16 protein-coding genes and 1 tRNA gene are annotated in these 19,139 nt (G+C 39.5%); 9 read left to right on the forward strand and 8 right to left on the reverse strand.

Features of this window, described 5'->3' with window-relative positions; genetic code table 11:
- Positions 1–113 precede the first annotated feature (113 nt).
- Positions 114–974, reverse strand: coding sequence for an adenine-specific DNA-methyltransferase (gene yhdJ, locus AC012T_RS21465; protein ID WP_487060711.1), 861 nt, complete (start codon positions 972–974; stop codon positions 114–116).
- 575 nt (positions 975–1,549) lie between these two features.
- Between yhdJ and AC012T_RS21470 the strand changes: the two genes are divergently transcribed.
- Positions 1,550–1,816: a hypothetical protein gene (locus tag AC012T_RS21470; protein ID WP_487060712.1), complete on the forward strand. Its 267-nt coding sequence runs from the start codon at positions 1,550–1,552 to the stop codon at positions 1,814–1,816.
- Between the two features lie 273 nt (positions 1,817–2,089).
- Here AC012T_RS21470 and nagZ read toward each other — a convergent pair whose 3' ends face one another.
- Positions 2,090–3,175, reverse strand: coding sequence for a beta-N-acetylhexosaminidase (gene nagZ / locus AC012T_RS21475; protein WP_487060713.1), 1,086 nt, complete (start codon positions 3,173–3,175; stop codon positions 2,090–2,092).
- 155 nt (positions 3,176–3,330) lie between these two features.
- On the opposite strand from nagZ, the gene pds reads away from it, so the two are divergent.
- The 4 genes from pds to AC012T_RS21495 all read left to right on the forward strand — a co-directional run bounded on the left by pds (position 3,331) and on the right by AC012T_RS21495 (position 7,504).
- The gene (pds, locus tag AC012T_RS21480) at positions 3,331–4,791 is read left to right on the forward strand and encodes a 15-cis-phytoene desaturase (protein WP_487060714.1); all 1,461 of its coding nucleotides are present in this window, start codon (positions 3,331–3,333) and stop codon (positions 4,789–4,791) included.
- On the forward strand, positions 4,775–5,707 hold the full coding sequence (crtB, locus tag AC012T_RS21485) for a 15-cis-phytoene synthase CrtB (protein ID WP_487060715.1): 933 nt from the start codon (positions 4,775–4,777) through the stop codon (positions 5,705–5,707). Before pds ends, crtB begins: the two co-directional genes overlap by 17 nt.
- 136 nt (positions 5,708–5,843) lie before the next feature.
- A tRNA-Ser gene (locus tag AC012T_RS21490) sits at positions 5,844–5,935 on the forward strand.
- 246 nt (positions 5,936–6,181) lie between these two features.
- Positions 6,182–7,504: an ABC transporter substrate-binding protein gene (locus AC012T_RS21495; RefSeq protein ID WP_487060716.1), complete on the forward strand. Its 1,323-nt coding sequence runs from the start codon at positions 6,182–6,184 to the stop codon at positions 7,502–7,504.
- A 64-nt stretch (positions 7,505–7,568) separates the two neighbouring features.
- On the opposite strand, the gene AC012T_RS21500 is transcribed toward AC012T_RS21495, so the two are convergent.
- Positions 7,569–8,402 (reverse strand): hypothetical protein, encoded by an 834-nt coding sequence (locus AC012T_RS21500; protein WP_487060717.1) that lies wholly within the window; start codon positions 8,400–8,402, stop codon positions 7,569–7,571.
- 337 nt (positions 8,403–8,739) lie between these two features.
- On the opposite strand from AC012T_RS21500, the gene ygfZ reads away from it, so the two are divergent.
- Positions 8,740–9,720: a CAF17-like 4Fe-4S cluster assembly/insertion protein YgfZ gene (gene ygfZ / locus AC012T_RS21505; protein ID WP_487060718.1), complete on the forward strand. Its 981-nt coding sequence runs from the start codon at positions 8,740–8,742 to the stop codon at positions 9,718–9,720.
- A gap of 90 nt (positions 9,721–9,810) precedes the next feature.
- Here ygfZ and AC012T_RS21510 read toward each other — a convergent pair whose 3' ends face one another.
- The 5 genes from AC012T_RS21510 to AC012T_RS21530 form a co-directional block, all read right to left on the reverse strand.
- On the reverse strand, positions 9,811–10,539 hold the full coding sequence (locus AC012T_RS21510) for a DUF5331 domain-containing protein (RefSeq protein ID WP_487060719.1): 729 nt from the start codon (positions 10,537–10,539) through the stop codon (positions 9,811–9,813).
- A gap of 129 nt (positions 10,540–10,668) precedes the next feature.
- Entirely contained in the window at positions 10,669–11,988 is a 1,320-nt protein-coding gene (locus tag AC012T_RS21515; RefSeq protein ID WP_487066694.1) for an IS4 family transposase, read from the reverse strand.
- Between the two features lie 139 nt (positions 11,989–12,127).
- Entirely contained in the window at positions 12,128–12,442 is a 315-nt protein-coding gene (locus AC012T_RS21520; RefSeq protein WP_487060720.1) for a (2Fe-2S) ferredoxin domain-containing protein, read from the reverse strand.
- The gene (locus tag AC012T_RS21525; RefSeq protein WP_487060721.1) at positions 12,343–12,672 is read right to left on the reverse strand and encodes a BrnT family toxin; all 330 of its coding nucleotides are present in this window, start codon (positions 12,670–12,672) and stop codon (positions 12,343–12,345) included. Before AC012T_RS21525 ends, AC012T_RS21520 begins: the two co-directional genes overlap by 100 nt.
- Positions 12,673–12,931: 259 nt before the next feature.
- Complete coding sequence (locus AC012T_RS21530; RefSeq protein ID WP_487060722.1) at positions 12,932–13,906, reverse strand: cysteine synthase A; 975 nt, start codon at positions 13,904–13,906, stop codon at positions 12,932–12,934.
- A 324-nt stretch (positions 13,907–14,230) separates the two neighbouring features.
- Here AC012T_RS21530 and AC012T_RS21535 point away from each other — a divergent pair, with 324 nt between their 5' ends.
- The 3 genes from AC012T_RS21535 (at position 14,231) to AC012T_RS21545 (ending at position 19,124) form a co-directional block, all read left to right on the forward strand.
- Entirely contained in the window at positions 14,231–14,536 is a 306-nt protein-coding gene (locus tag AC012T_RS21535) for a hypothetical protein (RefSeq protein ID WP_487060723.1), read from the forward strand.
- 12 nt (positions 14,537–14,548) lie between these two features.
- A complete protein-coding gene (locus AC012T_RS21540) occupies positions 14,549–16,630 on the forward strand; it encodes a dynamin family protein (RefSeq protein ID WP_487060724.1) in 2,082 nt (693 codons plus the stop codon).
- Between the two features lie 286 nt (positions 16,631–16,916).
- Positions 16,917–19,124, forward strand: coding sequence for a dynamin family protein (locus AC012T_RS21545; RefSeq protein ID WP_487060725.1), 2,208 nt, complete (start codon positions 16,917–16,919; stop codon positions 19,122–19,124).
- Positions 19,125–19,139 lie beyond the last annotated feature (15 nt).

Here is a 19,139-nt window from a genome sequence, read left to right on the forward strand (position 1 = left end):
AACATTGCCTAGTTTGGCTCATTTTAGACAATGTTATCAGAACAACTGAGAGGAAGAATCAGGTTTTCGGTCACATCTTGTATAAGTCTTGACTTTATCAAAAAAATATTTCTCTATATAAACTCTAAATCTAGTTTTTTACCATTTTTGTTTTTGATATTATGTTTTTTCTGTGGTTGTAAAAGTCTTTCTCCTTTATATTCTTGCATTCCTAAAACCCGCTTTAAACCAATTTTTAGATATTCTTCTTGTAGTTCAATACTTATAGATTTTCTGCCTAATCGTTTAGCTACAGAAGCAGTTGTAAAAGTTCCAGCAAAAGGATCAAGTATGATACTTCCTTCATGACTACTTGCTAAAATTATTCTTTCTAACAATGATTCTGGTTTTTGTGAAGGATGATTTTCGTATTCTTCCATACGATATCTCACACGAGGAAAATACCAAGCATTACCAGGGACTTTTTCAGTTTTATACGGAGTTGGAACTGATTTTCTGTAATCAATTAATTTACGTTGTGCGCCTGTTTTGGCTTCTATTTTGATATCATCTGCATTAAAAATATAGTTATTTTTATCTTTAACACAATAAAGGATGGGTTCATACATTGAACCAAAGTATTTTGTGGCTTGAACTCCAGAACTATCATAATGCCATATTATCCGACTGAGAATAGTTAATTTTTTTCTCAAGTAAAGATCAAAATAAGGCATTGCTTGTGTACTTGTCATCACGTAAATTGTGCCATTTGGTTTGAGAATGCGAATACAATCATCCAGCCATTTGTACGACCAATTGACATATTCTTCTTCAGATTCCCATTTATCATGGAAATTACCAAATTTCTTACCTATGTTATAGGGAGGATCGACAAAAATTAAATCTACTGATTCTGAAGGAATATGATTTGATAAAATGCTGTCAGCATCACCATGAAATATGATATTTTCTTGCTGTTCATAACGTTCAAACATCTTTTGTGTCTTATTTTTAGTAACTAAATAAGTATAACAGAGTAAATACAACCTAAAACGTAATACTTTAGGCTCAGAAAAATTTGAGAAACAATACTATAGATATTGAAAATCCTTGTCAAATTTCTTTTTGTGTACCAATCCTTAATTCTATTACGAAAGATATATTTTTTGTGTTCAATTGTTAATTAAATCACTTTTTCTTTACGATTATTACGTAGATTTTAAAAATGGCTTAATCGGGTGCGATTGTGCAAAGCATTGCTACACAATAGTTTTAAAGTTTTAAGTTATATTTATCAACTGAGTTGTAATTAACTAGCTTATTGATAAATATGCTTGTATGAGTTTGCTCTAAACTAGCTATTTGCGTTAGGTATGTCAGGGAATTATGATTTTATTGTCAATAACTCGGAACAGATAGACAACATCTCAATTACTACCTAAGTTAATCCTGAGCATTCGGAGGTAATCAAAAATAATGGACTCTACTATAAAAATAAGCGATTAGTTGAGCAATTACAAATCTGTTCTCAACTAACGTCATTTCCCAGGTGTATTTAGGAGAAAAATTGATGTTATTTTCCCAAAAAATCGAAAATCAAGAATTATTGACTGACCTTAGTGCAGAAGCATCTGCAAATATTAAAGGTGGTCAAGATCAAGGTAGTCAAGATCAAGGCGGTCAAGGTGGAAATGGACAAAGTCAAGGTGAAAAAAGTAAGTTTGATCACAGCAAATATCTCCAAGCATTGGGATTTTCTTATCTCGCTCCCCCAGGAACAAATGAAATAACTGATCAGGAAGCGTTGTTAGCTCAATACCAAGCCTGGAAAGACTAGCTAGAGTGATGCGAGTTAATCATGTGAAATTCTAGCTTTTTTTCATCAATATTCAACCACTGATACTGAATATAGCTACTAATCTAATTCAGTTAACATAAGTACCAACATAATTTATAAAGCTGATTTCTTCTTGCAGAAATCAGCTTTATTCGCCTGAAAAAGTACAACTAGTAAGTACCGCAGGGTGGAAGCGAAAACGAAGATAGCATAAGCTTTTTGGAAATTTAGATAAAATAGTTGGTTTATTTTTGCCAACCTGTACTTTTGATGCTATAAAGTGCAAGCAATTGCTAACTCTGCATTCTTCACTAAAGTCTCTTGATTAAGCTGATAACCTGGATATTGTGGAGTTGATTTTAATAAATTATCAACTCGCTGCCGGGAAATTTCTACTACTTTTGCATCTAAGCTACCATTACACAACGAATTAGTAAAATCTTCAGCTATTTTATATGTTCTTGCTAAGGAGGAGGAATTAATATTTCGAGAAACTATAAATAAATCACAACCAGCATTAAATGCACGCGCTATGGTTCCCGACTGCATAAACATCTCAGAAACTGCCTTCATATCTAAATCATCAGAAACAATCACACCTTGAAAGCCGAGTTCATCCCGCAAAATATTATTTAAGATAGTCTTGGATAATGTTGCCGGCACATCAGCATCTATCTGAGGAAACAAAATATGGGCTGTCATAATTAACGGAATCTGTTCCTGAATCAATGTTTGAAAAGGTATCAGTTCCCGATTTTGTAAATCTTCTAAACTTAAATTTAATATGGGTAACTCTAGATGAGAATCTGTACTAGTGTCTCCATGTCCAGGAAAGTGTTTAGCAGAACCTAAAATGCCCTCTTCCCGCAGTCCTCGGTAATATTCCCGCGCACCTTGACTAGCAGTTTCGGGAGTAGTCCCAAAAGCACGAGATCCAATAATCGGGTTGTGAGGATTGGAGAAAATATCTGCAACAGGAGACCAAGAAAGATTAATTCCCAGTGATTTAAGTTCTATGGCTGTGGCTTTTGCTACTTTATGGGCGTGTTTTTGTAATAAATAAGCATGAGGAAAACGGGTAATAGGTAAAGGTGTCCGCACAACCCGTCCGCCTTCATGGTCTAATGTAGTAAACATCAAGTCACGTTCAGTATATTGGCGCACTTGGGCAATTAACTGCCGGAAGCTTTCTAACCAAACCGGATAAGGTACACCATCAAGAAAATTTTTGGCGAAAAAAATCACTCCCACTGGTTTTAGCTCATTGAGCGCCCGTTTATCATCATCGCTGAGGGTTGTACCAGAAATACCGAGAATCAAGTGATTACCAAAGCTGTGCAACTGCTGAGATGTGTGCATAATCGGCTGACCAAAAGAAAATTAAATCCTCTCTACTCTATCTTTTGGTCTTTAATTCCTCAGCCTTTTCAGGAAGTGATGCCAAATGTAACGGATTGCAACATATAATGAGAACGAGAAAACAGTTAAGAAATATTGAAAAGCAGTAGGTTTAAATGCGAGTAGCGAACACGAAGTGCAGCGTAGCTATCGCGGGTGCTGGTTTAGCAGGACTTTCCTGCGCCAAATATCTCACAGATTTAGGCCATACTCCCATTGTCTTGGAACGCCGAGACGTATTGGGTGGCCTTGTGGCAGCGTGGAAAGACTCTGACGGCGACTGGTACGAAACCGGATTACACGCCTTCTTTGGGGCATACCCCAATATGCTGCAATTGTTCAAGGAATTGGGTATTGAAGACCGACTTCAGTGGAAAGAGCATACACTGATTTTTAATCAACCCGATCAACCCGGAACACTTTCACGTTTTGATGTTCCCGATATTCCATCTCCTTTTAACGTCATTGCGGCAATTCTTCGCAATAACGATATGTTGACATGGGAGCAGAAGATTCGTTTCGCCATTGGACTGCTTCCAGCCGTAGTGAGGGGACAGAAGTATGTTGAGGAGATGGATCAGTATAGCTTCTTAGAGTGGTTGAAAAGGCAGGGTGTTGATGAGCGGGTCACAAGTGACGTTTTCATAGCTGCTTGTAAGGCACTGACCTTTATCAATCCCGATGAAGTCTCGGCAACAATTTTATTAACTGCCCTGAATCGCTTTTTGCAAGAGCGATATGGCTCCAAAATAGCGTTTTTGGATGGTTCTCCCACAGAACGGCTGTGCCAACCCATCGTCGATTACATCACCGAACGCGGCGGAGAAGTCCGGCTCAATGCGCCCTTAAAAGAGATTTTGCTCAACCCGGATGGTACAGTAAAAGGGTTCTTGCTACGCGGGTTAAATGGAGAACCGGATGAAGTTATTACAGCAGACTTTTACGTATCAGCCATGTCGGTTGACCCATTGAAAGTCATGTTGCCAGAACCTTGGCAGCAAATGGAGTTTTTCCAGAAGCTAGAAGGTTTGGAAGGCGTGCCAGTAATTAACCTTCATTTATGGTTTGATCGGAAATTAACAGATATTGATCACCTGTTATTTTCACGATCGCCCCTCCTCAGCGTTTATGCTGATATGAGCAACACTTGCCGTGAATATGCTAACCCTGACCGCTCAATGCTGGAATTAGTTCTCGCACCTGCCAAAGACTGGATTAGCAAAACCGAAGAGGAAATTGTCTCTGCTACGATGATCGAATTGGAAAAACTCTTTCCCGACGATTTGAAAGGAGACAATCCGGCAAAATTGCTGAAATATCACGTGGTAAAAACGCCGCGTTCAGTTTACAAAGCGACCCCTGGTCGTCAACAGTACCGTCCGCCCCAAATAACTCCCATTGCTAATTTCTTTCTAAGTGGGAGTTATACCATGCAACGCTATTTAGGCAGTATGGAAGGTGCCGTACTTTCTGGTAAGCTAACAGCGCAGGCGATTTGCGAATCGCTGCCAGAGGCAAATACTTCAAACCTGCAAACGCTAACTCGACCGCCTGCAACGAATGCTGCAACTGCCTGATTCCCCCCCGCGCATGAAAACGCTGGTCTCTGTAGACGATTCCTATAAACTTTGTCAGGAACTCACTGCCAAGTACGCCAAGACATTTTATCTGGGTACATTGTTGATGAGTCCGGCAAAGCGTCAATCTGTTTGGGCAATATACGCTTGGTGTCGCCGTACAGATGAATTAGTAGATGGGCCCGCATCTGCTCTTACCACCCCAGAAACCCTAGAACTATGGGAAAAGCAGCTGGACTCGATTTTTGCGGGCTGCCCCTTGGATAACTACGATGTAGCTTTAGTGGATACTCTCCAACGCTTTGCCATAGACATTCAACCTTTCCGGGATATGATTGCTGGTCAGCGCATGGATTTATATCGTAGTCGTTATGAAACCTTTGAGGATTTATACCTCTATTGCTACCGGGTTGCTGGTACTGTCGGCTTAATGTCAACGGCAATTATGGGTATAGATCAAAGTGTCTATACAGCACCGTGGCATCAAAACCAACAGCCGTATCTGCCCACAGCAGAAGCGATCGCTCTAGGAATTGCCAATCAACTCACTAATATTCTTCGGGATGTCGGTGAGGACGCAAAACGGGGGCGAATCTACATCCCCCTAGAAGACTTGGCCAAATTCAACTACACCGAAGAAGACTTTTTTAAAGGTGTCGTAGATGACCGTTGGCGTTCCCTCATGCGCTTTGAAATTGCTCGCGCCCGTGAATTTTATATTCAGGCAGATAGGGGAATTTCTTACCTAGCACCCGATGCCCGTTGGCCAGTTTGGGCAGCATCTATGCTATATGGGCAAATTCTAGATGTGATTGAGCGCAATGATTATGAAGTTTTCAGTCAGCGTGCCTACGTCCCCCAATGGCAAAAATTCCGCACTTTACCAGCGGCTTGGATGCGATCGCAAGTACTTTAACACTTGATACGGGCGGTAACTCCGTCCGTACAATGGTTAATTACTAGTCGGGACAGGAGCAAATATGTTTTTGCCTAATGCTAAAAAATATATTGACTTGACTCAAAACATCTGCTACTATTAGTATCCATGACCAGGAGAGGTGGCTGAGTGGTCGAAAGCGGCAGATTGCTAATCTGTTGATGGAATCGTAAGGTCCATCCGAGGGTTCGAATCCCTCCCTCTCCGTTTTTAAGTAACACAGATCAAGTTATTTGTGAGTTTACAAATATTAATATTTTTTAGGCAATTATACTCCTTCAGAGGGGTGTTATTATTTAGCTTGATCCAAAACAAGCTTTTAACTCACCCAAAGGTGAGGGAAGAGAAGAGTGCTACCTCTGAACAATATTTGATTGTAATCAGATGAGTGATGGGGTGGGTGACGAATCGCCGAACATCTCCACCAAACATAACTAACATTGAAAGTGATATATGTCTAAAATTAGTGTTGCCCTGACCTTAAGTGTAGTTACTATAGCCAGCGGCTTTTTCATGGCTGGTTGTGAAAATACCACCACCACCAACCCCACCCCCAACGAAACTAGCGCGACCCCAGCAGTTAACTCAACCAGCACATCTGGCAGCAGCAAAGGGCTGAAAATTGGCAGCTTGTTACCCACAACTGGTGACTTAGCTTCCATAGGCCAGCAAATGGTTGGTTCCGTTCCCTTGCTTGTTGATACAGTCAACGCTTGCGGTGGAGTCAATGGCGAAAAAGTCACCTTAGTAGAAGTAGACGACCAAACCGACCCCAAAGCCGGTGCTGCCGGTATGACTAAATTAGCAACTGTGGATAAAGTAGCTGGTGTAGTTGGTTCCTTTGCTAGTAGCGTTTCTACTGCGGCTATTTCCGTTGCCACTCCTAATAAAGTTATGCTGGTTTCTCCTGGCAGCACCAGCCCCGTATTTACAGACAAAGCCCAAAAAGGTGACTTTAAAGGATATTGGGCGCGGACTGCTCCCCCAGATACCTACCAAGCACTGGCTTTAGCCCAACTTGCGAAGAAAAAAGGTTTTAAAAGAGTTTCTACAGTCGTTATCAACAACGATTATGGCGTAGGTTTTGAAAAAGCATTTGTCCAAACCTTTGAAAAATTAGGTGGAACCGTAGTTAATAAAGATAAACCTGTCCGCTACGATCCCAAAGCCCAAACATTTGATACCGAAGCAGGTGCTACTTTTGCTGGTAAACCAGATGCAGTATTGGCTGTGATGTATGCTGAAACAGGTAGTTTATTCCTCAAAGCTGCCTATCAACAAGGTTTAGCCAAAGGAGTACAAATTATGCTGACAGATGGAGTGAAGTCAGATAGTTTTCCTGAGCAAGTAGGTAAAAGTCCTGATGGAAAATATCTTCTATCCAGTGCGATCGGTACAGTCCCTGGTTCTGATGGTAAAGCGTTAGCAGCTTTCAAAAAACTTTGGCAAGAGAAAAAAGGCGGTTCCCCAGGAGAATACGCACCTCAAGCTTGGGATGCTGCGGCTTTGTTAACATTGGCAGCACAAGCGGCTAAAGAAAATACAGGTGTTGGGATTGCTGGCAAAATCCGCGAAGTAGCTGCTGGAGAAGGTACAGAAGTAACAGATGTCTGTGAAGGTTTGAAGTTACTAAAAGAGGGTAAAAAAATTAACTATCAAGGAGCTAGTGGCAACGTAGATGTTGATGCTAATGGCGATGTCGTTGGAGTCTACGATGTTTGGACAGTGGGAGATGATGGCAAAATCAAAGTGATTGACAAAGTTAGTCCCAAGTAATTTGGGGGAGATGAGGAGGATTTATTGATATTCCTCCTGACTCCTGACTCCTGACTCCTGCTATTTAAAACCCACCAAAGTTGTAACCGACTCCTACCAAGAGGCCGATATCGGTTTGATCGAAAAATCCTGCATTGACAGCAGCTGTGGCGGTAAATCTATTAGTTAGAGGTACATCAATACCACCAGTTACTAGGACAGCCGTTTCAGAGTTATCTCCAGTTTGAATGGCTGCACCGACTCCTAGATAAGGAGCAATGGGTAGGCGTTCGGTGAAGGGATCTCCTACTTGCTGGAATGAGAAATCGTAAGTGATGGGAATGAGAAATGTGGTGTTATCCCCTAATATCACTGCTGGTCTGACAGATAAAGACCGTGTAAAACCGATTTTGCTGATCACGGTGAAATTACCATCGGCTAAGGATGAAGTACCTCCACTTAAGCCAATGTTTCCAGCAAGTCCAATATAACTGCTACCACCACGGGTAGGTCTTCCTACATCAATATCCGATTGTGCTATTTGATTGGGCTGTGCGACTTGAGCCGTAGATGGTTCGGAAGTAGGTTCTGTTTCTTCAGCCGTCAACATGATTGATGAGGTGGCTACTGTTCCGGGAACAGGGATGATTGTCCGATTAGCTGTTTTATCTGTAGTGGCGTTGGGAAATTGTTGTACTTCGCTCAACTGGATGTCAGAAATTACGTTTTCTCCAGTTTCGGTAGTGGGTATTACCTCTGTAGAAAAGTTTGTTTGTGGTTGGAATTCGGCGCTCACCTGAGTGTCAGAGGTTACAGTTGCAGATGGTTGAGTTGTTTGAGCAGTTGCGGATAGGCTACTACCTAAAACTACGATCGCAGTTAAACCTGGTAAGCAAAAAAGATTTTTACGCATAAACATAGTATTCACATTCACTCCTACACGAATCATGACGACAACAGAATTATGATTTCTGTTGATTTAATTCCAGAAATTTGACCAATACCCAACATTTAACACCAAAAAAGCGATTTTTACATCTTTAATTTGACCTATTTCCTGGGGATTTCACAACAAACCTTTAAATGGTATATCTTAAATTTGACAGATGACAAAAATTATGTAATGTATATAAATTTGTGTTTTCTGTATTTTTTCGGTGAATAAATGACTATCTCAAAATAAGTTGAAGCAACAAACCCTTATTTGCTAAGATTTTTCAGGCAAAAACATTAGAATAGGCCAAGTTTTCATCGCTATGCCAACATCTGCAATTGACGGTAAAGACGCAGCCGCTATCCACGCAGCGAAGGAAGGAGTTGCTGTATGCGATCGCTCTCATTTGGGAATCATCCGTATTTCTGACGCTGATCGTCTCCGCTTTTTACACGGACAAAGTACTAATGATTTCCAACGCCTTAAACCAGGAGAAGGCTGTGATACGGTATTTTTAACATCCACAGCCCGCACAATTGATTTGGTGACTGGTTACATTTTGGATGATGCTGTTTTATTACTAGTTTCAGCTAACCGTCGTGAGTTTTTGATGCAATGGTTAGATCGTTATATCTTCTTTGCTGACAAGGTAGTATTAACCGATGTCACCGCAGAAACAGCTATTCTGAGCTTAGTTGGGACTCAAAGTAACGACATTATTGAACAGCTTGGTGCTGGGGCGCTGATTGGTCAACCTCATGGAAACCACATCTCAGTTGATGGCGCGATATTTGCTGTGGGTAGTGGTTTGGCTGCACCTGGATATACCTTGATTTTACCGATCGCTGAAAAACAAAAGTGGTGGGAGCGAATTTTAGAATTAGGTGCGGTAGAATTGAGCGATCGCGCTTGGGAAACTTTACGAATCTTACAAGGTCGTCCAGCACCAGATTTAGAACTAACCGAAGATTATAATCCCCTAGAAGTAGGGTTATGGCAAACAGTTTCTTTTAACAAAGGTTGTTACATCGGCCAAGAAACCATTGCCAGATTAAATACTTATAAGGGTGTAAAACAATACCTGTGGGGAATTCGCCTGAATGCTGCTGCTGAACCAGGAACTGTGATGACAATTGGAGATGAAAAAGTCGGTAAACTCACCAGCTATACAGAAACCCCTGATGGTCACTTTGGACTAGGTTATATTCGCAGTAAAGTCGGTGGAGTCGGTTTAAAAGTGCAAGTTGGGGAAACAGAAGGAGAAATAGTTGCTATTCCCTTTGTCTCTCACGAATATCCGTAAGAGGTAGGGGGAAGGGGTGCAGGGTGAGGAAAGTTGTTATAATTTATTTTTTGGAGTTCCTTTCAGTGGAATTGAGTAAACAATCTCGATTTACAATTTGCGGTTAATTGTTTCATCCTGTTGCCATTTTACACCCTGACAAGATTCATCTATCCAAGAAGGTAAACTACGGGCATTAGTCTGAGGTGAAAATGAAATACTGGAAACTTGTTTCACTGGAATGCTGATAAATTTAGCATTGTGATTGGGTGTGGTAACTCTGGACAAAGAAGACACAGCTTTAGTTTGAGTAGGAACTGCGGTAGTTATGGTAAGCGATCGCTTAACTGTTTGTTCCCGTCTCATTTCCGAAGGCATTTTTGGTGGCGAATGGTGATTAAGTTGCGTAGCCACTACACCCACCGAAACAGGTTGGCGCTTTTCTTCAGCAGATGAAGTAATTCTCAATAACACCTGTTTGTGTTCCTTTGATTTTTGTGTATCTGCAACCTGCGTTTTCACAGCAGGCTTACTGACAATCTCATTTTTAGCCACAGAACCCTCTGATTTTAATAAACCCAACTCCTCATCAGGATTAAAATGAAGACCTAAAGCCGCAACTATTTGATCAGGATCATTATTTAAATCCAGAATAAAAGGGAGTATTTTGTTTAACTCAGGTTCCAAAACAGACAGAGTGGCCAACATATAACCAGAAGAAGGTCGTCTGACACCATCATAAGAGTGCCAAACTCGCATTTTAACCAGCCAAGCACGATTTTCCTCACAGTAATTTAGCCACTTCATTTTTAAAGATTGACGTAGCTGCTGAATGTCCATTAGTTTCCTCACATCAGTGAAAAGAGTGCAGAATTAGTATAGTTTTAATTAGTTTTAAGCTGTTACGCATCTAAATTAGATAATCCTAAAATGCTTAAATCCTGTGGGGTGGGCATCTTGCCATTGGTGTCAAGTTAAGGCATCAGCCCAAATGTCAAGAGAGCGAGCAGCCGTTCGTCGGTGACGTTGACGGACGGTCTTGATTAAGCCCATAGAACGATGATGTTCGACAAGCCAAGGAATAAGTTGTAAATCAGGAGCAAGTAAAAGTGCGCGGTGGAAAAAATACAAACTGCGAAAAACCATTTCCACAGAAATGCGTTCTAAAGGTTTTTGTAAAGCAATAGCCACATCAGCACACAAGTCATTGAGGACAGCGTAGAAAATCCAGGTAGCATATATTTGCATCTGTACACCATTAGTGCCACCAACCCACAAATAGGACAAGCCCAATAAACGCTTAGTCAATAAAAATGCGTCCTCAATTCGCCAACGTCGGCGGTATAAATCACAAACCTCCTGTGGTGAAAGCTGTTGTGGGTCAAGAACATTAGTCAAATAATGATACCAAGTCTTACCCCATAATACGGATACTTGGCGCATGGGATAGCGACATGGGTTGGTATGATGCAATCCCATTTGAATAATTTCATCCCTGTAGTGAGAGCTACTAGAAAGTACACGCACTACCTTATATCTGACCTTTTCCTTTTGGCGGGTGAGAACATACTTACCGGCAGCAGTTAGAGAATCAAACCACTCAAAACCATAAAATCCCATGTCTACTATGAGTAAACCACCATCAGGTAAAAGTTCTAACAATGCTTGCCACCAACGAGTCTCATTCCGCTTGGCATCAGCATCATACCAAACTGCTACAGGAATATGAGTGAAAGCTTCTACTACCATCAGCATTTTTCCTGCCAACACTGAACCTGTTTTTTCTTGCAATTGTCCGAAGTGCTTTTTCATGGCTTCGAGTGTTGAGGCATCACAAATCCAAATGGCGGAAAATCTCTGCGCCACTGATGCCCAGGCTGGAGCTAATTCTTTTGCATTCCTTTTTGCTGCTAGACGTTCTACTACTTGCTCAAACATCTTGGCAAATAGATGCGCCGGTAAACTGTTGAGTCTTTGGGACAGAGCTTGCTTGCTGACTTTTGTTGCCTCTACCCACATTAATCCTTCTACTTCTAGGCAGCGCAATACATCTGTTAAGTGTTGTACTTGTCGATATACTAGACTCAGTATTATTGCTGCCATTACTGGTAGGGTTAATACTCTTGAGCGCAAGCTTCGCTCTTTGTCTTTTACCCCTTTGAGGTTGGCAAATGTCCCTGGACTTAATAGCCCAATCAACCGTGATTCTATTTCTTCACTAGCTGGAGCAGGTACGCTAACTTGATGGCGAAAGTCTGGATTCCCTTGTTTTTTCCTTGGTTTACTCATGGCTCTTTTCAACACCCCTGTGTTGACTTTTACCATTTATTTCCCACTCTTGACACAAATCCATTTTTCTTAACTTGACACCAATGGCATCTTGCCCGCCAGACTTATACAAATTAAATGCACAACAGCTTAGTTAGTTTTATCCCTGGGAATGAAAACGATAATAAAGCATATGTTTAACTTTTTGACCACCTAACAAATGTTGTTCCACTATTCGAGTAACTTCGCGAGGTTGAACTCTGCCATACCAGACCATATCTGGTAAAACTAGCACCATCGGTCCATTGCCACATTGTCCTAAACAGCCACTAGCTGTAACTGTCACATCAGAAACTGGTAAAGCCCGAAAAGCAGCTAAAACTTCTGCTGCACCTTGTTTTCTACAAGTGCGGTTTTGGCACACCTGCACACACTTAGAAGTGTCAGATTGATTCTGAGTTGGGAAGTTTGACATTTTTTTGATATTAATTCGCTGAAAATATCCCAATCATTACGATAAGTAATGACTCCTGACCAATATTTATCGGCAATCTTGGCGATGACTAAAAAACGAGCCTCATCTTCTGTGCGTGCTGGAATTTCAATACGATTTACATCTGTCCAAAGTTTTTGTGCTTCAATAAAATCAATACCATGCTTGGTTTGATTAATTGCACTTTTGTGAGGATCAAATTCAAACTCCATGATTTTTTTAAGCTAAGAGACGTTTATCAATTTGGTAGGAATAATTTTATCTTTGATTTTTTCTTACAGACAAACTCAATTAAAATTAAATTTTATCATCGCCACCCTATCATAATCAAAACGGCTGAGATTTTAACTTTTGTAAGATTACGAAAAAACCGATATGTGTAGGAGTTTAGCACTGCTAAACCCCTATCTATAGAATCACACGATTAAGCCATTTTGAGTATAAATAGGGGCGACAAGTAGAAGAAAACTTCTAACTAATAACCAACCCTTTACTTGCTAACCATTCACGGTTAAATATCCTGGACTGATAGCGAGAACCACTGTCACATAAAATAGTCACAATAGTATGTCCTGGCCCCAACTGTTTCGCTAAAGCAACAGCCGCACCAACATTAATCCCAGTGGAACCACCCATTAACAGCCCATCTTGACGTAGTAATTGATAAACAACACGTAACGCTTCTGTATCGTCAATTTGGATAGCATCATCAATAGGTGCGCCTTCCATATTGCCTGTAATGCGACTATTCCCAATACCTTCGGTGATAGAATTGCCTTCCATCTTGATTTCGCCAGTTTTGATATAACTGTATAACCCACTACCTAAAGGATCGGCGACAACACATTTTACTGCTGAATTTTTTTCTTTCAGATACATCGCCACACCAGCATAAGTGCCACCAGTACCAGTTGCCGCTACCCAACCATCTACTTTACCGTCTGTCTGTTCCCAAATTTCCCGGCCTGTGGTTTCATAATGGGCGAGACGATTAGCTAAATTATCAAACTGATTTGCCCAAATGGCGTTTTCCATTTCCGCCGCAATTCTACCAGATAGCTTGACGTAATTATTAGGGTCTTTGTAAGGTACAGCAGGAACAGGACGGACTTCTGCACCCAAGGTGGTCATTGCATCTATCTTTTCTTGGGATTGGGTATTGGGAATAATAATTAGACATTTGTAACCTTTGGCATTGCAAATATGCGCGAGTCCAATGCCAGTATTACCTGCCGTTCCTTCCACTACTGTTCCACCAGGTTTGAGTAGACCTTTTTTTTCCGCGTCTTCGATAATGTAAAGTGCAGCGCGGTCTTTGACGGAACCACCAGGATTGAGAAATTCAGCTTTGGCGAGGATTTCGCAGCCTGTTTCTTCACTGAAGCTATTTAAGCGAATCAGTGGTGTGTTACCAATAGTGCCGACAAATCCTTGTTTGATATCCATGTTGAATTTACTTGAATTCTTTTCTATCAAAATTTTGGCGCATAAGTGAATCTATTCTCAATGCCTTATAATGCTTTAGGTGAGAAATTTACCCACAATTTCCGAAAAGACACTAAAAAATATTGAATCTCAGTTCATGAGATAACTCGTAATATTTAGTAGAGTGCGTCAGATGCACCCTAAAAGAGATATTTCCCCAGCACTCTTAAACCTTTCAGCGTCGTCTGTTCAAGTCATTGAAGCTGACACGGTGATTTTACAGTTGGTTGCAATTATGAGCGTAAGCTAAAATACAGGGTAATTGACTAAAAGAGGTGGATACAGATGGCATCTCAAGATGAACATAATCGAGAACTTCAACGCAAAGTTGAAATGCGACTGCGGGAAATAGACAATCAAATTAATCCTAATGAAGCACCTGTTTATCAAACCGTTAAACATCAACCCGAAAATTCTCAAAAGCCTTGGATGAGAAAAGTAATTCTCGGTGCAAAGCTTTTTGGATTTGCTGTTGCAGCCTTGGTTGCAGTGCGAGTTGCTTCTGCTTTGGCGGGAATTGTTATGTTTGGTGCTTTGGCTTTTCTCACTTACAAGCTTTTTTTGGAATCCAAAATTAAAAACTCTAAATAAGGTGTCATCACCATGAATTATCAAGTTGGAACTGACAAATTTATCAATGATTTAGAGCGTGTTGCTCAAGTACGTTCAGAGATTGCTATTTGTTTAAACAAAATTGCCGATACAATTAATCAAGCCGAATTAGCTGGAGATAGTTCATCAGGTAAACTTAGTTTATCACGAGATATTGAAGATATTACTGTAGCTAGTAAAAATCTCAATAAAGGTGTATTTCGGCTTTTAGTTTTAGGTGATATGAAACGGGGAAAAAGCACGTTTCTTAATGCCTTAATTGGTGAGAATCTATTACCAAGTGATGTAAATCCTTGTACGGCAGTATTAACAATACTACGCTATGGGGCAGAAAAAAAAGTTACCATTCATTTTAATAATGGCAAAAGTCCCCAACAGCTAGATTTTCAAAGTTTTAAATATAAATATACTATTGATCCGGCTGAAGCAAAGAAGTTAGAACAGGAGCAAAAACAAGCTTTTCCTGATGTTGATTATGCTGTTGTTGAGTATCCTTTAACTTTGTTAGAAAAAGGTATTGAAATTGTTGATAGTCCAGGGTTAAATGATACGGAAGCACGAAATGAGTTATCTTTAGGCTATGTAAATAACTGTCATGCGATCTTGTTTGTGATGCGTGCTTCTCAGCCTTGTACTTTAGGTGAAAGACGTTATTTAGAGAATTATATCAAAGGTAGAGGTTTATCGGTTTTCTTCTTAGTTAATGCTTGGGATCAGGTGAAAGAATCATTAATTGATCCTGATGATGTGGAAGAGTTAACATCAGCAGAAGATAGACTCAGACAGGTTTTTAAGGCCAATTTAGCAGAATATTGTTCTGTAGATGGACAGGATATCTATGATGAAAGGGTGTTTGAGATTTCATCCATTCAAGCACTGAGACGCAGGTTAAAGAACCCCCAAGCAGATTTAAGTCAGACTGGCTTTCCTGAGTTCATGGGGGCGTTGAACACCTTTTTGACTAGAGAAAGAGCGATCGCAGAATTACGTCAAGTCAGAACCTTAGCTAGACAAGCTGTAAACCATACCCGTGAAGCGATTGATCGACGTATTCCTTTACTTGATAAAGACGTTGATGAATTGAAAAACCGCATTGATTCAGTTGAACCTGAATTTAATAAACTTACCAATATCCGCGATCAATTTCAAAAAGAAATTATCAACACCAGAGACAATCAAGCAAGAACAGTATCTGAGTCATTTCGTAGCTATGTTTTAAACTTAGGTAACAGCTTTGAAAATGATTTCCTGCGCTATCAACCAGAATTAAACTTGTTTGATTTCTTGAGTAGTGGTAAACGAGATGCTTTCAACACCGCATTACAAAAAGCATTTGAACAATACATCACAGATAAGTTTTCAGCTTGGACTTTAACTGCTGAAAAAGACATGAATTCAGCCTTTAAAGAATTATCTCGTTCTGCTGCTCAATACGGTGCTTCTTACAGTCAAGTCACCAATCAAATCACTGAAAAACTAACAGGACAACCAGTTAAAGTAAACCCCAATAGTACCACAGAAGATGATAACTCTCCTGGATGGGCAAAATGGGCAATGGGTTTGTTATCTTTATCGAGAGGTAACTTAGCTGGTGTAGCTTTAGCTGGTGCAGGGTTTGATTGGAAAAATATCCTTTTAAACTACTTCACTGTTATTGGTGTTGGTGGAATAATTACCGCAGTCACAGGTATTTTTCTGGGGCCAATTGGCTTTGCATTATTAGGTTTGGGAGTAGGCATTTTACAAGCAGATCAAGCACGCAAAGAATTAGTTAAAACTGCCAAAAAAGAGTTAGTTAAATATTTACCACAAGTAGCACAAGAACAAGCACCACTGGTTTATGATGCAGTTAAAGAGTGTTTTGATGCTTACGAAAAAGAAGTAAATCAACGCATTAATGATGATATCACTTCTCGCAAATCCGAATTAGATAATTTACTCAAACAAAAAGAAACGCGAGAAATTAACCGTGAAAGTGAGTTCAACCGTCTGAAAAATCTACAAGAAGGTGTCATAGAACAACTGCAAAAAATCGAAGCTGCATACAGCAATTTGTTAGCTTATTATAGCTAGTAAATAGACAATTGTAGGTTGGGTTGACGCAAGGAAACCCAACATGATTAAAACTTTGTTGCGCTGTTGCTGAGAGGGTATTTGAAAAGTCTCCTTCCATGTCATGCTGAGGAACGTAGCATCTCAGTATGTGGGCTAAACTCCAGATTCTTCGTTGCGTAAGACTCCACTCAGAATGACAAATTATACGTCCCTAAACTTTTCAAACATGCTCTTAACCCAACCTACACAAAAACTAAAGATTTTTCATTTTCACACCAAGCGAATTGAACTATTTTAGACAAATATGCAAAAACAATATGAACGTTACCAAGAAATAACAAATTCTCTTAAATCTACCTGTAAATTAATCAATTTAGATCATCAATCTAAACTTTATCAAGATGTCATTGCAATTTCCAATCATCTTGCTAATCCTAATTTTCAGATTGCGGTATTTGGCCCCTTTAATCATGGTAAATCAACTTTGTTAAATGCAATGTTGGGAAATCGGACTTTACCAATTGATTTAATTCCGACTACAGGTGCAGCAATTACTGTTAAATATGGTAGTGATGTTAGAACTCGGATAATGTTAGTAGATGGTACAGAAATCTACCGCAGTGGTACAGATATTTTACAAAAATTTGCAATTCTTGATGGTAATAGACAGATGCGAAAAGATGTTGCATCTGTAGAAGTTTTTTGTCCTCATCCCTTCTTAGAAACTGGTGTAGAATTTGTTGATTTACCGGGGACAAATGACAGAGAAGCGCAAGATGATTTAGTCCGAGATAGGTTATTAGGTACAGATTTAGTTATACAATTATTAGATGCGCGTAAACTAATGACTTTGGGTGAAAGAGAAAACCTACGTGATTGGTTATTAGATAGAGGAATTAAAACAGTTATTTTTGTGGCTAATTTCCTTAATTTACTAGAACCAGAAGAACAAAAACAAGTCCAAAATCGCTTGTTATTTGTAGCAGAAAGTTTTCGTTCCGAATTACCTACCGGTTTTAGTAATTTATATCGAGTTGATGCTTTACCAGCTTTACGGGCTAGATTAAAAGGTGATGTTGTGCTTGCGAATAGTAGTGGTTTAGCAGCTTTTGAAACAGCCTTACAAAATATAGTCGGAATTTTACAGCAAAATACTGGTGGTGTACGTTTACCAAGAATTGAGGGTATTACCTCGCAAATTCAACCTTTATTAGCAGATAAAATTGATAAAATTGCTAGTGAACTTCAATCATTTGATGATAAAGAAAATGCTAAAAATGATATTAAACAAAAAGCTAAAGACCTAATTGAACAAGGTTTTAATGCTAGCGTTTATGAATTACGTAATTGGTTATCTTTACCAAATTTATTGGCTAAATACCAAAGTGATATTGCTGTTGCATTAGCAGAAAACAATTTACAATCTTGGCAAACAGGAACTTTAAAAAAAGACTTAACCGAATTGCAGTTAGCGGTGATAAAATGGCTATATCAAGCTTATGAATTCTTCAAATCAGAAAGACCAGAAGATTTAAAAATACCATTTCCCAATACACCCCAAATAACCTTACCTGCAAAACAAAATAATACCAATGATATAACAGATCCTGGTTCTATTGCTGTAGGTGGTGGTATTGGTTGGCTATTAGGTGGCCCTGTAGGTGCTGCGGTGGTTGGGAGTATTTCTTATTTATTAAATCAAAATATTCAAAATGCTGAAGAACAATCAGCTAAAGAATCTTATCATCAACAGGTAGCAACAATTTGTATAGCTGCGGCTGAAAATTATTTATCTAGTTTTAGTAGTCAGGGTTTATCTATTTTAGCTGAATATGAACGAAAAGCTGTGAAAGTCATTAACTTTCAAGTTAGTCAAGAACCGCGTGAAATTAGTCAAAAACGTGAAGAGATAAAACAATTACAAAATGGATTTAATCAGTTATTGACAGAATTAGAGAAAGTAAATATTCAAACTAAATATCAACCTTATAAAGAAACTCCTAAACCTGTAAATACTCAAACACCACCTCAAGGAAATAGTACCAAGTATACATACACAGAAAAGAAAGTAGAACCACCCCCTCAACAGGTTTATACTCCACCTGAACCAAATACTCCTCAAGTCAAAGTGGAAACACCACGTCAGCAGGTTTATACACCTCCACCAAATCCCGCAGAAACAGAAGCGAAATTCCGTGCTTGGGAACTTGATCAAGAAATAGCGCAAATGAAAGCTAATATGAAATCTTCAAGGAAACAGCAACAAACAAATGCAAATCAAACATCACAAAATCCACCAAAAACACAAGCTGAGAAAGAGAAAATTGATCGCGCTTATAAAATTTTAGGTTTACAACCTACTGCTTCTTTTGCTGAAGTGAAACAAGCTTATAAGTCATTGGTGAAAAAATGGCATCCTGATTTATTTGTGAATCAACCACAAATGCAAAAACAGGTACAAGAAAAGATTCGGTTGGTAAATGAAGCTTATAATATTTTAGCAGAATTATAATACATAAATTTGATT

This window comes from Anabaena sp. EIM26 (assembly GCF_057568715.1).

What these genes read in the sequence shown, in the direction of transcription:
- yhdJ (WP_487060711.1), bottom strand. Translation starts at nt 974, where the DNA reads ATGTTTGAACGTTATGAACAGCAAGAAAATATCATATTTCATGGTGAT.
- AC012T_RS21470 (WP_487060712.1), top strand. Translation starts at nt 1,550, where the DNA reads ATGTTATTTTCCCAAAAAATCGAAAATCAAGAATTATTGACTGACCTT.
- nagZ (WP_487060713.1), bottom strand. Translation starts at nt 3,175, where the DNA reads ATGCACACATCTCAGCAGTTGCACAGCTTTGGTAATCACTTGATTCTC.
- pds (WP_487060714.1), top strand. Translation starts at nt 3,331, where the DNA reads ATGCGAGTAGCGAACACGAAGTGCAGCGTAGCTATCGCGGGTGCTGGT.
- crtB (WP_487060715.1), top strand. Translation starts at nt 4,775, where the DNA reads ATGCTGCAACTGCCTGATTCCCCCCCGCGCATGAAAACGCTGGTCTCT.
- AC012T_RS21495 (WP_487060716.1), top strand. Translation starts at nt 6,182, where the DNA reads ATGTCTAAAATTAGTGTTGCCCTGACCTTAAGTGTAGTTACTATAGCC.
- AC012T_RS21500 (WP_487060717.1), bottom strand. Translation starts at nt 8,402, where the DNA reads ATGTTTATGCGTAAAAATCTTTTTTGCTTACCAGGTTTAACTGCGATC.
- ygfZ (WP_487060718.1), top strand. Translation starts at nt 8,740, where the DNA reads ATGCCAACATCTGCAATTGACGGTAAAGACGCAGCCGCTATCCACGCA.
- AC012T_RS21510 (WP_487060719.1), bottom strand. Translation starts at nt 10,539, where the DNA reads ATGGACATTCAGCAGCTACGTCAATCTTTAAAAATGAAGTGGCTAAAT.
- AC012T_RS21515 (WP_487066694.1), bottom strand. Translation starts at nt 11,988, where the DNA reads ATGAGTAAACCAAGGAAAAAACAAGGGAATCCAGACTTTCGCCATCAA.
- AC012T_RS21520 (WP_487060720.1), bottom strand. Translation starts at nt 12,442, where the DNA reads ATGTCAAACTTCCCAACTCAGAATCAATCTGACACTTCTAAGTGTGTG.
- AC012T_RS21525 (WP_487060721.1), bottom strand. Translation starts at nt 12,672, where the DNA reads ATGGAGTTTGAATTTGATCCTCACAAAAGTGCAATTAATCAAACCAAG.
- AC012T_RS21530 (WP_487060722.1), bottom strand. Translation starts at nt 13,906, where the DNA reads ATGGATATCAAACAAGGATTTGTCGGCACTATTGGTAACACACCACTG.
- AC012T_RS21535 (WP_487060723.1), top strand. Translation starts at nt 14,231, where the DNA reads ATGGCATCTCAAGATGAACATAATCGAGAACTTCAACGCAAAGTTGAA.
- AC012T_RS21540 (WP_487060724.1), top strand. Translation starts at nt 14,549, where the DNA reads ATGAATTATCAAGTTGGAACTGACAAATTTATCAATGATTTAGAGCGT.
- AC012T_RS21545 (WP_487060725.1), top strand. Translation starts at nt 16,917, where the DNA reads ATGCAAAAACAATATGAACGTTACCAAGAAATAACAAATTCTCTTAAA.